General features: G+C 29.5%; 10 protein-coding genes, 2 tRNA genes and 1 other annotated feature. Of the genes, 11 read left to right on the forward strand and 1 reads right to left on the reverse strand.

Translation table 11 applies throughout. The features are described from left to right. The 11 genes from DY168_RS00065 (at position 1) to addA (ending at position 18,355) form a co-directional block, all read left to right on the forward strand. Positions 1-516, forward strand: a complete 516-nt coding sequence (locus DY168_RS00065) for an HD domain-containing protein (protein ID WP_172556210.1) — start codon at positions 1-3, stop codon at positions 514-516. Between the two features lie 14 nt (positions 517-530). Continuing rightward, a complete protein-coding gene (locus DY168_RS00070) occupies positions 531-1,046 on the forward strand; it encodes a transcription repressor NadR (protein ID WP_115639929.1) in 516 nt (171 codons plus the stop codon). 41 nt (positions 1,047-1,087) lie between these two features. After that, complete coding sequence (locus tag DY168_RS00075) at positions 1,088-3,802, forward strand: UPF0182 family protein (RefSeq protein WP_115639930.1); 2,715 nt, start codon at positions 1,088-1,090, stop codon at positions 3,800-3,802. A gap of 111 nt (positions 3,803-3,913) precedes the next feature. Continuing rightward, positions 3,914-5,305, forward strand: a complete 1,392-nt coding sequence (locus DY168_RS00080; RefSeq protein WP_115639931.1) for an NAD(P)/FAD-dependent oxidoreductase — start codon at positions 3,914-3,916, stop codon at positions 5,303-5,305. Between the two features lie 12 nt (positions 5,306-5,317). Next, on the forward strand, positions 5,318-5,680 hold the full coding sequence (locus tag DY168_RS00085; RefSeq protein ID WP_115639932.1) for a DUF1667 domain-containing protein: 363 nt from the start codon (positions 5,318-5,320) through the stop codon (positions 5,678-5,680). Positions 5,681-5,738: 58 nt separating this feature from the next. After that, positions 5,739-5,994, forward strand: a binding site (T-box leader). 224 nt (positions 5,995-6,218) lie between these two features. Beyond that, a complete protein-coding gene (gene serS, locus DY168_RS00090) occupies positions 6,219-7,499 on the forward strand; it encodes a serine--tRNA ligase (protein ID WP_115639933.1) in 1,281 nt (426 codons plus the stop codon). 234 nt (positions 7,500-7,733) lie between these two features. After that, complete coding sequence (locus DY168_RS00095) at positions 7,734-10,490, forward strand: polysaccharide lyase 8 family protein (protein ID WP_115639934.1); 2,757 nt, start codon at positions 7,734-7,736, stop codon at positions 10,488-10,490. Between the two features lie 232 nt (positions 10,491-10,722). Then, positions 10,723-10,813 (forward strand) — tRNA-Ser (locus tag DY168_RS00100). A 37-nt stretch (positions 10,814-10,850) separates the two neighbouring features. After that, positions 10,851-10,941: transfer RNA gene (locus DY168_RS00105), tRNA-Ser, on the forward strand. A 174-nt stretch (positions 10,942-11,115) separates the two neighbouring features. Further along, on the forward strand, positions 11,116-14,589 hold the full coding sequence (gene addB / locus DY168_RS00110) for a helicase-exonuclease AddAB subunit AddB (protein ID WP_115639935.1): 3,474 nt from the start codon (positions 11,116-11,118) through the stop codon (positions 14,587-14,589). After that, positions 14,576-18,355 carry a helicase-exonuclease AddAB subunit AddA gene (gene addA / locus DY168_RS00115; protein ID WP_115639936.1) on the forward strand — a complete coding sequence of 1,260 codons (3,780 nt, stop codon included), beginning with the start codon at positions 14,576-14,578 and terminating at the stop codon, positions 18,353-18,355. The genes addB and addA overlap by 14 nt, the downstream gene beginning before the upstream one ends. A gap of 205 nt (positions 18,356-18,560) precedes the next feature. On the opposite strand, the gene DY168_RS14850 is transcribed toward addA, so the two are convergent. Beyond that, a complete protein-coding gene (locus DY168_RS14850; RefSeq protein ID WP_115639937.1) occupies positions 18,561-19,226 on the reverse strand; it encodes a VanZ family protein in 666 nt (221 codons plus the stop codon). Positions 19,227-19,380 lie beyond the last annotated feature (154 nt).

Genomic DNA, 19,380 nt, shown 5'->3' on the forward strand with positions numbered 1-19,380 from the left:
ATGATTTATAGAATCAAACAATTTTTGTGGCATATAATATCTCCATTTAAACCAATAGACTATATATTTTTAAGAAATTATTTAGATAAAGAGGAGATGGACTTATTTTGTGATTTAAGATCAGCAGAGAAACAACATTGTATAAGAGTTGCAAAGGCATCTTTACAATACATAAATAATGGAGAGTTTAGTGAAGCACATAGTTCATTAGACAAGACTTGGTTTATGAAGGTTTGCCTACTACATGATATCGGAAAGAGGTTTGGAAGTTTATCTATTATAGATAAATCATTACTAGTTATAATAAGCAAACTATTTAAGAATAGCATGAATAAATATATGAATATTAATAAGGTAGATGTATATTATAATCACCCTCTGAAAGGATATGAATGCTTAAAAGAATTAAATAAATATGATGAAAGACTTTTATATATAATTAAAAACCATCACAATTATAAGATTAAGGGAGATGAAATGTTAGATATATTAATACATTTTGATAACTTAAATTGAAAAGGGGGGATACTTTGAATTCCAAGGATAGAAGACAATCAATTAAAAAGATTTTGGTAGAAGCTAATAATGCAAAAAAAGGTAGTGAACTTGCATTAACATTTAGTGTAACAAGGCAAGTTATAGTTAAGGATGTAGCTTTATTAAGAGCTAGTGGCATTAATATAATAGCAACTCCAGAAGGATATATGATTCCTAAGATTCAATTAGACACTATTAGGAGACTTGTAGTCCTATCTCACACTAAGGATGAAATTGAAGAAGAATTAAAGATTATAGTAAGGTTTGGTGGTGTAATAGAAGATGTAATAGTAGAACATCCTCTTTATGGTGAAATTAAAGCTATGCTTATGATAAAGACATACGAGGATATAAATGGATTTATAAGCAGATTTAATTCTTCTAATGCACAGGCATTGTCAACACTTACATTAGGAATACATATACATACAATAACAGCAGAAAGCACTGAAATAATGGACAAAATAACAAATGAACTTCGGCATAAAGGATTTTTGATATTAGATTAAGAGAAGTTAGATTCTACTAGTTACTAGAAAGGAGTAGTATAATGAAGAGGAAATATAAAGTGATATTACCACTATTAACTCTAGTTGTTTTAATGTTTATTTTTATGGATGGAATAGTTAACTTTACTATTAATATAAAGTGGTTTAAAGAAGTGGGGTACCTTCCAGTATACTTTAAAAAGATAACTGCTATATTAAAATTAATGGTACCTATATTCTTTGTGTGTTTTATAGGTATAATAGTATATTATAGGAGTCTTAAAAAAGGTTTTATTAAAAACAAAAACATATCTAAAATAGATAAAAGGGCATCAAAGAAAGAAAATATAGTATTTTATATCTTAAATGTAATATTGTCATTTTCAATATCTTATATAACAGCTTCTAATTACTGGTATAGGATTCTTCAATTTAACAACTCAGTCGATTTTGATGTAAAAGATCCTTTGTTCAATAAGGATATCTCCTTTTACATGTTCAAACTTCCACTTATTCAATCATTATTTAATGCTATGATGGCATTTTTAATAGTACTTTTAATTGTAACCTTTGTAGTTTATATAATTATGAGTACAAAAGATAGCGTATATACTAAAGATTTTAAAAAGCCCTTTTCAAAGGTTAAATTTATTAAAAGTGATATAACAAATTATGCAGGAAAGCAATTAGCAGTACTTTCAAGCATGTTCCTTATAATGATAGGTATATTTTATGTTTTAAAATCTTACTATTTGGTATATAGTTCAAAAGGTGTAGGTTTTGGGGCTAGTTTTACAGATGCTAGAGTGAGTTTATATTTTTATAGGGCAATATCCATAATAGCTATAATATCCTCTGTAATTGTTTTTATAAGCCTTATTAAAGGCAAGGTAAGGCCTATAGCAATATCATTAATAGCTATGGCTATGGTTATAGTATTAGAAGGGTTAACATCTACACTAGTGCAGCAGTTTATGGTTAAATCAAATGAGCTTGAATTTGAAAGGCCATATATTAAACAAAATATTGACTTTACACGCAAGGCCTTTAATATAGATGATATTAAAGAGAGTATGTTTGATGTAAAGGATGATCTAACCAAAGAAGATATAGCTAAAAACAAAGACATTATCGATAATATAAAGGTTAATTCTTTTAAACCAGCTTTAGATTTTTATAATCAGGTTCAAATAATAAGATATTACTATAACTTTAAAGACATCGATGTAGATAGATATAATATAGATGGCAAGTATAGTCAGGTGTTTATAGCTCCACGTGAGATAGATTCTGACTCTATAGAACCAAATACATGGCTTAATAAGCATCTAGTATATACTCATGGATATGGAGTTGTTATGAGTAGGGTTAATTCAGTTACAGCTGAAGGAAAGCCTAACTTTATAATAAAGAATATACCACCTGAAAATAATAGTGATATAAAAATAGAAAATCCTAGAATATACTTCGGTGAATCAACAGATTATTATGCCATCGTAAATACGGATCAAAGAGAATTTGACTACCCTAAAGGTGGAGAGAATGAAACAAATAAGTATGATGGAAGTGCTGGAATAAATATGTCCCTTATAAATAGAATACTCTTTTCTATTAAAGAAAAGAGTATAAAGTTTATGCTATCTAACGATATAAATGTAGATAGTAAGATATTAATTAATAGAAACATAATGGAAAGAGCAAAGACTATAGCTCCATTTTTGACCTATGATAAAGACCCTTATATGGTAATACAAGATGGTAGGTTATATTGGATATTAGATGGATATACTACATCTAATAAATATCCGTTTTCAGAACAATATGATAATGTAAATTATATAAGAAACTCTGTAAAGGTAGTTGTTGATAGCTTTAATGGAGATATAAACTTTTATATATCAGATAAAGGGGATCCTATAATACAAAGTTATTCTAAAATATTTAAAGGATTGTTTAAGGATATAGATGAACTTCCACAGGAGTTTGTTGAACACTTTAGATACCCAGAAGAAATATTTAATATTCAATGTAGTGCCTTAGGTAAATATCACATAAAGGACCCAGAAGTATTTTATAATGGGGAAGATTTATGGGAAATATCTAAAAATAAAAGAGATACTAAAGATAATAATGATGATAAAAAGCAGGATGAAAAGACTACTGAGGCATCATATATAGTTACAAGGCTCCCAAATGAAGAAAAAGAGGAAATGGTACTTTTTGAGTACTTTAATATGAGGAGCAAAGAAAATATGGTAGCTTTATTTGGTGCTAGAATGGATGGTGACCAATATGGTAAGTTAGTATTATACAAGTTCCCGCCAACTAAAACCATATACAGTCCATATTTATTTAAGAACCAAATTAATCAAGATCCTAATATATCAAAAGAATTATCACTATGGAATACTGAAGGTTCAAAGGTACACTATGGTGATACTGTAATAGTTCCTATAAAAAACTCTCTTTTATACATTGAACCACTATATCTTAAGGCTATTAGTAATAATAGTATACCTGAGATGAAAAAGGTAGTTGTGTATTACGGGGATAAAATGGTAATGGCTGAGAATATTGAAAAGGCTTTAGAACAAATTTTTAGTTATAAAGAAAGTAACAATGTAGAAAATAATAATACAACAACTAATGTTGAAATTATTAAAGAGGTTAGGGATTTATATTATAAGGCAGTAGATTCACAAAAAGAAGGGGATTGGGCAAAGTACGGAGAATATATGAAGGAGTTAGAAAATATTTTAAATGAAACAAGTAAATAATAATTATGTAAGTAATAAGTAGTTTTAAAGTTATCTTCCTATAATAGAAACGTAGGTTTAGGAAGATAACTTTAAATATGTTACTTTTATTTTACGTGTAGGAGGATTAGAATGGATTATGATGTATTAGTCTTAGGTGGAGGAATAATAGGAAGTGCCTTGGCCTACGAACTATCTAAATATAATCTTAATATAGCACTTATTGAAAAAGATTATGATATAGCAGATGACGTTGCAATGGTTAACACAGATATAGTTTATGATGGAACTGAATGCAAAGATGGGCTTATGGCAAAATTAGAAATGATGGGCAACAATATGATGGAAGAATTAACATCAAAGTTTAATGTACCATTTATAAGAACAGGGTCCTTAGTAATAGCTGAAGATGATGAATCTATAAAGACCATAGAAGATATTTATTTAAGAGCTAAAAGAAGAGGAATAGATAATGTTAATATAATACATGAAAATGAGGTTTATAAAATAGAACCTAATCTAAATACAGCGGTTAAAGGTGCCCTTTATTCTGAAAATGTAGGTATTATTAGTCCATATGATTTAGCTATAGCATATGCTGAGGTAGCCTTTGATAATGGTGTTATATTTAGGTTAGAAGAAGAGGTCTTGGATATACAAAAGCTAGCTACAGGACTTAAGGTAACTACAAGTAAAAATAAATTTACGTGTAGGGTTGTTGTAAATACCATACCTAAAGATTTCTACCAAATAGATAATGAAAAGCCTTATGATAAAGAAGAAAGTAAGATACTTACATACATGCTTTTAGATAATGAATATAAGAACTATTTTTCAAATATAGTCTTTTCATTAAATGAAGGTTCTAAAGGATACTCCTTACCTACATTCGGAGGAGGTCTTATTGCGGCGTCAATAACAAATAATGTTATTGATTTTAATACTACACTTAATATTGTTTCAGAACTTGTAGGAGATGTAGATAGTGAAAATATAAAGACGATGTATCATTCAAGATATTATAAAGATAATATAATTATAGATGATAGTGATATAGGCAAAGGTTATGTTAAAGTAATTGGAAGGAGTTATGCTGCAGTTACTATAGCCCCCGCTATTGGAAAGTTGATTTGTGAAAGTATAACTAATAGTTTAAAAAGCACAATCAAAAAGAACTTTGTAGATAAAAGAAGAGATTTTTATAAATTTAAGGAACTATCTTTAGAAGAAAAGGATGAAATAATAAAACTTGATAAAAGGTATGGCAAGATGGTATGTATTTGTAATCAAATAACTGAAGGTGAAATAGTTGATAGTATAAGAAGGCCACTAGGAGCAAGAACTATAGAAGGTATAAAAAGAAGGACAGGAGCCACCTTTGGAAATTGCCAAGGGGCACACTGTTTAAGTAAGATAGTAAAGATATTATCAAGTGAAACAGATAAAAAGCTTACTGATATTCTTAAGGATTCTAAAAGTTCTAAAATGCTTTTAGGAAGAATTAAGGAATTTAAAGAGATGTAGGAGGAGTATATTTTGATAGATAAAATTTTGTGTAAAGAATGTGCAAAGGGCTGCATCTTAGATATATATATAGATAAGGGTAATATCGAAGTAGAAGGTAATAAGTGTGATATAGGTAAGGTATATGGAATAAAGAGGATTAAGGACAACAATGGAATCTTAACCACCCTTGTAAGAATAAAGGGATCTGCAAACCATAATGTGGTTTCAGTTAAAAGTAGTGATGTTATAGATAAAAGATTATGGATTGAATGTTCAAAAGCTTTAAGTAGAATACATATAGGACCTCCTATAAGTATAGGAGATGTTATATGTAAAAACATCCTAAATACAGGTGTAGATATACTTTCTACTATAAATATAAAAAAGGATTAAGTTATTCATGGTATAAATATTGACATTATCTGATATAATAGATATAATGTATCAAATATATAAACCGTTGAAAAGGCTAGTATTAAGATATTAGGTTAGTATTTTTTAAAATTAACTATGAATTTTTATAGTTAATGTTGAGGATACATTAAGAGAATCAGTGGTAGGTGCAAACTGATACCTATATTTTAAGAATCCACCTTTGAGGGACTGTTTCAAACAGTACGGGTTTTTCCGTTAAAGAATTTAAAGAGGGTTAGTTTAATATTAAATTAATCAACTAGGGTGGCAACGCGGAGCTTTTCGTCCCTTATTGGATGAAGGCTCTTTTTTTATTTCCCAAAATTAATAAATATATATCAAGTGATTCTTAGCCTAAGGTGGAGTTTGCTTATAAGAAATACATCTCTGCATCTGAGTCTTAGAAGAAGTTAACTAGGGGCATAGCAGCCATCATACCCCACCTTTAAGAAAATAGGGGTGTTACGGATGGTAGCCATCAGATAAATAATTAGAATTAAAATAAAGGAGTGTTATTATGTTAGATTTAAAAAGAATAAGAAATAATCCAGAGGATATTAAGAAGGCTTTAAATGACAGAGGAGAAAACTTTGATTTGTCTATTATAGATACTATTCTAGAGCTAGATGAGGAAAGAAGACAAATATTAATGGAGGTTGAGACCTTAAAGGGAAAAAGAAATCAAGGATCTGCTTCAATACCGCAACTTAAAAAGGCAGGACAAGATGTAGAACTTATAATGAAAGAAATGAGAGAGCTTGGAGATAAGATTAAAGAATTTGATGTTAAGGTTTTTGAAATAGATGAAAAGGTAAAATATATGATGCTTAGGATTCCAAATATACCAAATTCTAAAGTACCAGATGGAAAGTCTGATGAAGATAATATAGAAGTAAAGAAATGGTCAGATGCTACTAAGTTTAACTTTGAACCTAAACCCCACTGGGATATAGCATCAAACCTTGATATTATTGATTTTGAAAGGGCAAGTAAGGTAACAGGCTCAAGGTTTGCTATATATAAAGGACTTGGCGCAAGACTTGAAAGAGCGGTAATAAATTACTTTTTAGATAAGCATATTTATGATAATGGATATACAGAAATATTACCACCATTTATGGTTAATAGAGAAAGTATGACAGGTACAGGACAGCTTCCAAAGTTTGAAGAGGATGCATTTAAACTTTCTAATGAAGATTATTTCCTTATACCAACAGCAGAGGTTCCTGTAACTAATATGTATAGAGATGAAACCTTTAATGGAGATATATTACCTATAAAGTACTGTGCTTATAGTGCTTGCTTTAGAGCAGAGGCTGGATCAGCAGGAAGAGATACAAGAGGACTTATAAGACAACATCAATTTAATAAGGTGGAACTAGTAAAATTTTGTAAGCCAGAAGATTCTTATGAAGAGCTTGATAAGCTTATAGGTGATGCTGAGTCAGTACTTCAAGGTTTGAATCTTCCATATAGAATGGTTAGAATATGTAAAGGTGACTTAGGCTTCACAGCTGCATTAAAGTATGACCTAGAGGTTTGGATGCCAAGCTACAATAGATATGTAGAAATATCAAGCTGTAGTAACTTTGAAGACTTCCAAGCAAGAAGGGCTAATATTAAATATAAGGAAACCCCAAAGGATAAACCTAAGTTTGTTCATACTATTAATGGATCAGGTCTTGCAATTGGAAGAACTGTAGCTGCAATACTTGAAAACTTTCAAAGGGAAGATGGAACTGTAGAAATTCCAGAAGTATTAAGACCTTATATGGGTAAAGAAGAAGTTATAAGATAGACTATAACATGTCACAATATAAATTATGATAAAGAGTAGCTATAGTAAAAGTCATTTAAATTTGATTTTTACTATAGCCTTTTATTTAATGAAGTTTAAAATACAATTGACAATATAGGCATAATGATTTTATAATGTGATATGGAACACATACACACAATGCGGAACAAGGGGAAAGGTATTAGTGTATATCATCATGTAAAGGTTATAATAAGATAAAATGGGGGATAAGATATGCTAAAGAACAGAAAAGGTGTAAAAAGGCTAATAATATTAACTCTAAGCAGTACAATAATGTCAACAAACATATTTATTAATACCGCAATGGCTGAAACCGTAAACAATACAAGTGGTGTTGCACAATCAGTTGTAGAAAAACAAGATATAGATAAGGAGATAGATTTAATAAGGCTTAAATGGAAGGAAGACTTAACAGGTGGAGAAGACATTGATTTATCATCACCTATTATAAGATCAAAAGTTGATGGTGTCTCTAAAGAGGCTAAAGGATATAGTGATTCATTAAATAGGGATAATAATAGAACAACATTATGGGATGATACAGATAAGTATAAGGTAAATTCCGCGCAAATAACTACATGTTATAAAAGGCTGGCTGTTATGGCTAAAGCGTATGCTATAAAAGGTGGTAGTTTTTATAAAGATGATAAATTAAAAGATGATATAATAAGTGCTATGGATTGGCTATATACAAATGCTTATAATGAGAATGTAGAAGGTTATGGTAACTGGTGGGATTGGCAAATAGGAATACCTCCTCAATTAAATAATATTGTGATTTTAATGTATGATAGTTTAACTGAAGTTCAAATTAAAGATTATATGAAAGGTATACAAAAGTTTTTACCTGAAGTAATGCCAGGCTCTAAATTTCATACAGGTGCAAATCTTGCAGATGTATCTATAAATAAGTTATTACAAGGGGTAAATCTAAAAGATGAATCTAAAATAAGAGAGGCTAGCGAAAAGGTAGTGAGTATTTTCGAATATGTTAATGAAGGTGATGGATTTTATAAGGATGGATCTTTCATACAACATACTGATATGGCATACACAGGCTCTTATGGGAATGTTCTTTTAGGAAGAGCTGCTAATATGTTATTTTTATTAGAATCCACGCCATGGAGTATAGAATCAAAAAGTAAAAATAACGTATATACTTGGATATTTGAAAATTTTAGTCCTATTATTTATAAGGGATATGTAATGGAAATGGTAAGGGGAAGAGCTGTATCTAGGTCTTATATATCAGGATATAACGAAGCGAGTGGAATAATTGAGAGTTTAGTTAAACTTTCTATTGCAGCAAACCCAGAAGATTCAGCTTTAATAAAGTCTATGATTAAACAGTGGTCTTTAGAGTCAGGTTTTGACTTTTCAAAGGCTTTTAGTTCTATAAACATGGTTAAGGAATTAAATAATATAAATAATAATCAGAATATAGCTTCATTAAAAGAAAAACCAGATCATTTTCCTATGAACAAGATGGATAAAACCGTACATAAGAGAGAAAATTATACACTAGCTATATCTAGAAGTTCAAGTAGGATTAGTAAGTATGAATATATGAATGATGAAAACTTAAGACCATGGTTTCAAGGGGATGGTGTAACATATCTTTTTAATGGAGATTTAAATCAATATACAGATGACTTTTGGGCAACAATAAATCCTTATAGGTTGCCTGGAACTACTATAGATACAAGAATAAGAGAGGACAAGCATGGAACTACAAATAAAGATTATTATGAAAAAGGATTAAGCAATTGGTCAGGTGGAACAAAGCTTGGTGTATATGGAACATCAGGGATGCAAATAAGTAACAACAATGATTCACTAAAGGCTAATAAATCGTGGTTTATGTTTGATGATGAAGTTGTTGCATTAGGTTCAGGTATAATTAGCAATGATGACTATGTTGTAGAAACTATAATTGATAACAAAAAGATAAATAAGACAGGTAGTAATAAGTTGATTATAGATGGGGTTAAAAGGGATAAAGCATTAGGGTGGTCAGAAGATATAAAGGGAGCGAAGTGGGCTCATGTTGAAGGTAATACAGCAAGTTCCGATATAGGATATTACTTTCCAAAGGGATCAGATATAAATGCTTTAAGAGAACACAGAACTGGTGCTTGGACAGATATAAGTAAAACTACTAAACTTTCTAAACCAATAGATCCAACACAAAAGGAAAATAACTTTTTGTGTTTATATATAGACCATGGCAAGGCACCAAAAGATGCAACATATAGTTATGTATTACTTCCAAATAAGAGTAGTGACGAGGTAGCAAGTTATGCTAATAACCCTAAGGTACAAATCATAGAAGACAGTTCAAAAGTACATGCTGTTAAGCATATGGGGTTAAAGATAATTGCAGCTAACTTTTGGAACAATGAAAAGACTTCAGTAGATATAATAACTTCTGATAAGAAGTCATCAGTTATTGTTAAGGAAAATTCTGATGATACTTTAACAATTTCTGTTTCTGATCCAACGTTTATTGCTGATCATATAAATATTGAAGTAGCTAAATCCGTATTAGAATTAGTTTCAAAAGATAAGGAAGTAACTTTAGTGGAAATAGGTGATAGTATTAAGCTATCTGTAAATACTAAAGACTCAAATGGAGGATCTTTTTTAGCTACATTTAAGCTCAAAGATAAAACTATGAATCTTAATGAAATGAAAGACCAACATACTGAAGAAGTTAATGAAGAAGTTAATGAAGAAGTTAATGAAGCAAGATCTGATAAGGATGTAAGCTCTACTATAGATGTAGTAGAAGATGATAATTCAGATATAGATAAAACAGTTCATGATGGAAACATATATATAAAGGGAGAACACAAGAATAATATAAGTAAATTAGGAAAATACGGTGTACCGTTATATGAAAATCCAACGATATATGGTATAGCATTGTTGATGGGTGGGATATTTTTAATTATTAAAAAAAAGAAATAGAATATATATAATGTTAATTTTAAATAAAGTACACCCTATATTGTACATAAGTAAAATAAAACTACATTATAGGGTGTTTTTATATTAATATATAATGTATTAGATTTATAAGGTAATCAAATGTGGTATATTAAGACATTATCATAAATGAATCATAAAAAAGCAAACATTTTTAAATTTAATGTTGACATAATTAAACTTCACTGATATAATAATTATTGTTGTAAGAAGTGGAAAGATGGTCGAGTTGGTTTAAGGCACCGGTCTTGAAAACCGGCGTACGGGTGACCGTACCTAGGGTTCGAATCCCTATCTTTCCGCCATTTTTATTTAACACAAAATAAAATTTTTTAGCTGCGTGGAGAAGTACTCAAGTGGCTAAAGAGGCGCCCCTGCTAAGGGCGTAGGTCGGGAAACCGGCGCGAGGGTTCGAATCCCTCCTTCTCCGCCAAAACACCTAACTTTTAAGTTAGGTGTTTTTTGTCGTATCAAGTCGTTAGATTAAGAACTAATGTTTATTGATACTTAATTGTTTAAAGGATATAATTTAATTAATGAAATATAACATAAAGACAATAGTGAAAGTAAGATTAAACAACTATAAATATAAAATAGGGGTGAACTTATGAGCTTGAGATTCATTTATGGGAGAGCTGGTTGTGGTAAAAGCACATTTTGCCTAGATCAAATAAGAAGAAAAATTGAAAAGAATACAGATAGTAAACTTATATTACTAGTTCCAGAGCAATTTTCATTTCAAGCTGAAAAAGATCTTTTAGATAGTATAGGTGAAAGAGCCTTATACAAAGCAGAGGTTTTAAGCTTTAAAAGAATGAGTAATAAGATACTGGATCAGGTTGGTGGGTCTGCTCATAAAAGAATGAATGATGCAGGAAAGAATATGCTTATATATAAGGTATTAGATGAAGCTTCAGATAAGTTAAAGTTTTTTTATAAAGCTAGTAAACAACAAGGATTTGTAGATATACTTTCAGAACTTATTACAGAACTTAAGAAATATAATGTAACACCTAATGTTATAAATAAATCCTTAAATAAAATAGAGGATTTAGAGCTTAAAAATAAATTAGAAGATATTTCATTTATTTATGAAGGATTTCAAGGATATCTTGAACCAGGATACTTAGATGCGGAAGATGAATTAACTATACTTTCTAGGAAGCTAGATGAAAGTAATTATTTTAATGATGCAGAAATATGGATAGATGAATTTACTACATTTACCCCGCAACAATACGGCATAATAGAAAAGTTACTTCAAAAAGCTAAAATAGTAAATATATCTCTAAATTCAGATATGTTAAATGGCTATAATGATGTAGATAATACAGATGTATTTTCAATTACTAAGGTTACAGAAAAGAAGCTGCTAAACATAATTGAAAGAAGTGGAGTAGGCTATGAAAAGCCTATAGATTTAAATAAAGAAACTTGCCCTAGATTTTGTGATAGTAAAGAACTTAGGCATATAGAAAAACACTTTTTTTCATTTCCTTATAAATATTATAACTTACCTGTAGAGAAGTTAAGGATGTATAAGGCATTAAATACTTATGATGAAGTTGAAAAGGTGGCAAGAAGCATAGTATCAGAAATACGTGATAAAGATTATAGATTTAAGGATATAGCCGTTGTATGTAGAGAAATTGAAAGTTATGAGAGAATAGTGTCTGTAATATTTAAACAATATAATATCCCATTTTTCTTAGATAAAAAAAGAGATGTTACAGATAATCCATTAGTTGTGCTTATAACATCAGCTTTTGATATATTCATAAAGAATTGGTCCTATGAGTCTATTTTTAGATACCTTAAGACAGGTATTGTAAAGATACAAAGAGAAGACATAGATCTATTAGAGAACTATGTATTGGCTTATGGTGTAAGGGGGTTTCACTGGGTTAATGATGAGTTTTGGAGATTTGGGTCTGATAAGAATAAGGAAATGAGCGTATCTGACATAGAAAAGTTAAATAAGATAAATGAGATTAAAGATATGGTAAGGGAACCTTTATTAAAATTACAATCTTCAATTAAGGATGATAATAGTATATTTAACACTTGTAGTAACTTATATGAATATTTAAATGAAATAAAGGCTTTAGATACTATAGAAGAGTGGTCAGAAGAATTCTCAAAAGCTGGAGATCAAGAAAAGTCTGATGAATATGGTCAAATCACAGATATTGTAATACAGGTACTAGATCAGATGGTAGAGATCATGGGGAGTGAGAAGGTAAGACTAGATAAGTTTGTAACTATTTTAAACGTAGGATTTGAAAAATATAAGATGGGATTAATACCTGTATCTTTAGATGAAGTATTAGTTGGGGATATAGGCAGGGTTAAAAGTCATGAAGTTAAATCACTTTATATAATTGGAGTAAATGATGGTGTATTCCCTGGGAATTCTAGAGAAGAGGGTATACTTTCAGATTTTGATAGGAATATGTTAAAAGACTATGGTATAGAGCTTGCACCTGATACTAAGACCCAAGCCTTTGAAGAACAATTTTTAGTTTATACATCCCTTAGTTTATCAAAGGAATATATTACGCTAACCTATCCTATGGCTGATTTTGAGGGTAAGGCTTTAAGACCATCTATTATAATATCTAGAATGAAAAAGTTATTTCCAAGACTTGTAGAGGAAAGTGACATTGTTAAGGTCAATCATGATAACCTTGAATATATAGTATCTCCACAGCCTACATTTAATAATCTTATATCTACATTAAGAAGGAACTTTGAAGGGGAGGAAATAGAAAAGATATGGTCTGAGGTGTACTATTGGTACAACGATAAAGAGCAATGGAAGGATAAGATGTCCTCAGTATTTAAGGGACTTAAGTATAATAACCTAGTAGAAAAGGCAGATGAAGGTAAGATAAAGTCTTTATATACGAAGCCTTTTAATTTTGATGTATCAAGAATAGAAAAATATGCTGAATGCCCCTTTGCTTATTATGTACAATATGGACTTAAGGCTAGAGATAGAAAGATATATGAGTTTTCTGCTCCTGATATAGGAAGCTTTATGCATGATGTAATAGATAAATTTTCTGATAGAGTAAAAGAAGAAAATTTAAGCTTTAGAGAACTTGATATAGATTGGTCTAAAAGGGCTATTGATGAGCTAGTGGAAGAGATTATTGAAGAAAAGAATGCTATATTAAAAAGCTCTGCAAAGTACAAATACATGGCAGGAAGAATGAAAAGAATAATATCAAAATCTATAATGGTAATTTCAGAACATATAAAAAGGAGTAGCTTTGATCCAATAGCTAATGAATTAAAGTTTGGACTTTCGCACAGTGATTTAAAACCTATAGAAATTTCACTACCTTCAGGTGAAAAGGTTACGCTACAAGGCAGGATAGATAGGGTAGATGGAATGGGATTAGATGATAAGGTATATATAAGGATTATTGACTATAAGACAGGAAACAAAGATTTTTCGCTATCTGATGTATATTATGGACTTCAGCTTCAACTTTTAGTATATCTTGAAGCCATATTAGAAAATGCAGATAAATTTATAGAGTCAAATGCTCTTCCAGGTGCTGTATTATATTTTAGAATAGATGATCCAATAGTAAAAGCAAAAAGAGGACTAGAGGAAAAGGATATTGAAAAGCTTGTATTAAAAAAGCTTAAAATGCGAGGTCTTTTATTAGCCGATGCTAAAGTAGTAAAGGAAATGGATAATGGTATAGATGGATATTCTCTAATAATTCCAGCTAGGATGAATAAGGATGGTTCACTTGGAAAGTCTTCTGCTATAACCTTAGAACAATTTGATATATTAAGAGAATATGTAAAAGAAACCTTAGTTAGATTATGTGATGAAATGTTAAGTGGAAATATAAGTATATCACCTATAAAAAAGGATAAGTATACAAGTTGCAGTTACTGTAAGTTTTCAGCTATATGTCAGTTTGATTCAACTGTTAAAGGAAATAAGTATGAAAATATAAATAAGAAGACTGATGAAGAGGCTTTAGAGCTTATATATAAAACTGTATCTGATAGGTTACTTATTGAGGCTAAGGGAGGTAATGATGATGGGAGAAACTAAATGGACTAAGGAGCAAGAAAGAGCTATTACTAAAAGAGGTTCTAATCTTTTAGTAGCAGCTGCAGCAGGTTCAGGAAAAACAGCAGTATTAGTTGAAAGAATAATAAGGATGATAACAGATAAAGAGGACCCTGTAGATATAGATAAGCTTTTAGTAGTTACATTTACCAATGCTGCAGCATCTGAAATGAGAGAAAGAATTGGTGAGGCAATATCAAAAAGATTAGATAAAGAGCCTGATTTAAAGATATTGCAAAGGCAGCTTACCCTTTTAAATAGAGCTAATATCACAACAATGCATTCCTTTTGTCTTGATATAATAAAAAACAACTTTCATCATATAGATTTAGATCCAAACTTTCGTATTGCAGATGTAACAGAAGCGATTTTGTTAAAGCAAGAAGTTATGGAAGACTTATTTGAAGATAAATATGAAAATGAGGATGAACACTTTACCATTTTAATGGAATGTTACACCACGGGTAAGGATGATGTTTACCTTAAGTCTATAATAGATGACCTTTATGACTTTTCTATGAGTGGTCCTTGGCCTCACACATGGTTAAGAGAAAAAGCCGAAGATTTTGATATAGATGAGACCTTTGATATAGGAACTTCACCTTGGGGTAAGGTTATAATTAATAACATAAATTTAGAATTAAAGGGTCTTAAGGAAAAATTAATAGATGCATTGAACATATGTGAAGAATCTATAGGCCTTGATCCTTATAAACAAACCATATTAGAAGACCTAGATGTTATTGAAACTTTAATAATGGCATCAAAAGAAGGCTTTGAGGAAGTTTATAAGGTAATCTTAAATATTAAGTTCAACACTATTAAAAGGTGTTCAAAGGATGCAGACAAAGAGTCTCAAAAGAGAGTTAAAGACTTAAGAGATGAGGTTAAAAAGAGGACAAAAAAGATAGCAGAAGATTACTTTATAGATTCACCAGAAGATATTAAAGGTAGCCTAAAAGAGATGTATATTGTTATGAAATCCTTAGTGGAAGTTACTATAGATTTTGATAATAAATACAAAGAAAAGAAAAGAGAAAGAGGTTTGCTTGACTTTAATGATTTAGAACATCTTTCACTTGAAATATTAACAGTTGTAGATGATGAGGGAAATATAGAGCCATCTAGTATAGCAAAGGAACTTAAGGTTAAGTTCTCTGAAGTATTGGTAGATGAATATCAAGATAGTAATAGTGTTCAAGAAACTATAATAAATATGGTTTCAAGAAAATATGATGATAACCCTAATGTATTTATGGTAGGAGATGTGAAGCAAAGTATATATAGGTTCAGACAAGCAAAACCAGAACTCTTTATGGATAAGTATAGAAGTTATTCTATAGAAGAAGATCAAGGCGATGATAATAAAAAAATATTACTTTATAAAAACTTTAGAAGTAGACTTGAAGTTATAGATGCAGTAAATTATATCTTCAAAAAGATAATGTCAAAGGAAGTTGGAGAGCTTGACTATGATTCTAAAGAAGCTTTAAACCTAGGTGCATCCTTTGAAGATATAAAAGAACCCTACGTTATGGTAGGTGGAGATGTAGAGCTTAATATAATAGATAGAGGTGGTAAAGAGGTTACTGAGTCAGATGAAGATGAAGAAAGTTACAATGCTAATGATGACTCCTTGGATGAGGAAGAACTAGATAAAATTCAATTAGAGGCAAGGCTAGTTTCAAAAAGGATAAAGGCTTTAATAAACCCAGGTGATGGAGAAGTATTTAAGGTTTATGATAAAAATATAAAGGCATATAGACCTATAATGTGTAAAGACATAGTAATACTTATGCGCTCTACATCAAATTTTGCTCCAACATTTGTAGAGGAACTAGGACTTGAGAGTATACCTGTATATGCAGATTCTGCAGCAGGGTATTTTCAAACTGTAGAAGTAAGAACTATAATGTCACTACTTCAAGTTATAGATAATCCTCTTCAAGACATACCTATGATATCAGTTTTAAGGTCTCCTATATTTTCCTTTACTCCAGAAGAATTAATAGACCTTAGAATATATAATAGAAAAAGGTACTTTTACGAGTCCTTAAAAGAAATTGCAAATGGTGAAGAAGAGATTTTAAAAGAAGATAATCAATATAAATATGAAGAAAATTTAAAATCAAAATGTAAATATGTAATTGAATCTATTGAAAGGTGGAGAAAAAGATCTATACATGATTCTATAGATGAATTTATTTGGTATTTATATAGTGATACATCTTATTATGGATTTGTAAGGGCTATGCCTAATGGAGCTCAAAGGCAGGCTAATCTTAAAATACTATTCCAAAGAGCAAGGCAATATGAAAAGACTAGCTATAAGGGCTTGTTTAACTTTATAAATTTTATAAATAAGTTAAGGAAGACTAGTGGTGATATGGGAAGTGCTAAGATACTTAGTGAAAATGAAGATGTGGTTAGAATAATGAGTATCCATAAAAGTAAGGGTCTAGAGTTTCCTGTAGTTATACTTGCAGGTTGTGGAAAGAACTTTAACATGATGGATCTTAATAAGCCAATATTATTTCACGAAGAGCTTGGTTTTGGACCAGACTATATAGATGTCATAAAGCGTATTTCATACTCAACTATGGCTAAGCAATCTATAAGACGGAAGATAAAGCTTGAAACCTTATCAGAAGAAATGAGGATATTATATGTAGCATTTACTAGAGCCAAAGAAAAGTTAATAATAACAGGATCTGTACCAAATATTGAAAAGGCAGCTCAAAAATGGTGTTATAGTACTATGAACTCTGTAGAAAAGATAGGGCCTTTTGAAACTATAAAGGCAAAGACTTATTTAGATTGGATAGGAATGGCCATGGTAAAACACCCTAGTGGTAGTGTACTAAGGGAAATAGCTGATATAGATGTAGAAAATATAGACTTTAAAGATGAGTCCATATGGAATATACAACTTTGGAACAAGGATACAATATTAGGGGAAATAGAAGAAATAAAGGTTGAAGAAGAGAGAGAAGATATAGATCTTAAGGAAAATGAAAATATATATAAAGAAGAGATAGAAAGAAGACTTGGATATATATATCCTTATGCCTATTCATCCTCTATGCCAGCTAATATATCTGTTTCAGATTTAAAAAAGCAATATTACAATGAAGAGGAAAATGATAGTGTTAGTAACATGTATAAAACAAAGACACTTAAAAAGCCTAAGTTCTTACAAGAAGATAAAGGTCTATCACCATCAGAAAAGGGAACAGCTATGCATTCTGTAATGCAACATATAAACTTAGATAAGACACTTAACATACAAGACATAAAGAATGAGTTAAGTTATTTAACTATAAAAGAATTCTTAACAAAAGAAGAAATAGACTCAGTAAAACCATACAAAATATTAAGGTTTTTTGAAAATGATTTAGGAAAAAGACTTTTAAAGGTATATAATGACTCTGGAAATGTTAAAAGAGAAATGGATTTTTACATGGATATACCAAGTACAGTTATAAATAAAGACCTTCCAAAGCTATATGAAAATGAAAAAATAAGGCTTCAAGGCATAATTGACTGCTACTTTGAAGAAGAAGATGGATTAGTATTAATAGATTATAAGACAGATTATGTAGGTGAGGATGGGGTAGAACCTATAAAAGATAGATATAGAATTCAATTAAAGTATTATGAAGATGCTTTAGTTAAAATTACAGGAAAGAAAGTTAAAGAAAAGTATTTATATCTTTTTTATAATGAAGAAGTTGTAAAGTTAGATTAAGATATAGGATTAAGATATAATAGTTCAATGTGCAAATTAGATTAACATATTGAACTATTATCTTTTTAAAGTAAAGGCTTAATATTTTTTTAAAAGGCAGATATTTATTAATACAACAGAAGTTTAGCACTTAATTTTATTCAATTTTCAAAAAAACTAAAATGTCTTATACCACAGTTAAAGTTTCATACCCAAATTTATAAGACTAAATATCTTGATTTGAGTTATTAAATAATATATTTTTTACTTTATTATTTTCTATAAACGTATTTCCAATTACAAATCCCATATAATTTAATATGATATCATTAATATCAAAAATTCCAAGATGAAAAATGTTTTGAGACAACTCTACAAAAAGTATACTAATAAGGAATATAATGCTACTTTTCTTTGTAAGTTTAAATAAACATCCCAAAGGAATAAAAAATACTATATTCATAAAAACGATTATTGCACCACCATACAAAATACTATTAATGGTATCTAGTATATTGAAGTTAACTCCGGAAATACCAATAGTTTTAAAAAATAAAAAATATATAAGAAATAAAAAATAAAAAATATATAATATTTTTATAAATCTTTTATTTAATCCACCCTTTATAATTTGATAAATAAATGTAGTCCCAATAAAGGTTAAAAATAAAATCATAAAAAGCACAAAATAAAAGTCATCATTAGGATGCATACGATAATAAATAAAATCAAATATAATCATGGTATGGTGATATAGTATATTCATATAAACAAATCTAATTGTAAAAAAACAAATAATAAATAAAAAACAGTATAAAAATATGTTTTTAAATTTTTGCAAAATAACACCACCTTTCTTTATATTATTGCTAATGTTTAATATATAAAACATAAAACCAAATTTATATATAGTTTTTAAACATATGTATATAATAACATAAATTAGAGTGATATTGCAATATTATGGTTAGAGTATAATTTTAGTAGGCAGAACTAGTATAAAAAACTATATAAATAAAAGGAGATGCAAAAACATCTCCCCAATA

Origin of the sequence: Clostridium putrefaciens (assembly GCF_900461105.1) — a bacterium.
Classification (GTDB): Bacteria; Bacillota; Clostridia; order Clostridiales; family Clostridiaceae; genus Clostridium_L; species Clostridium_L putrefaciens.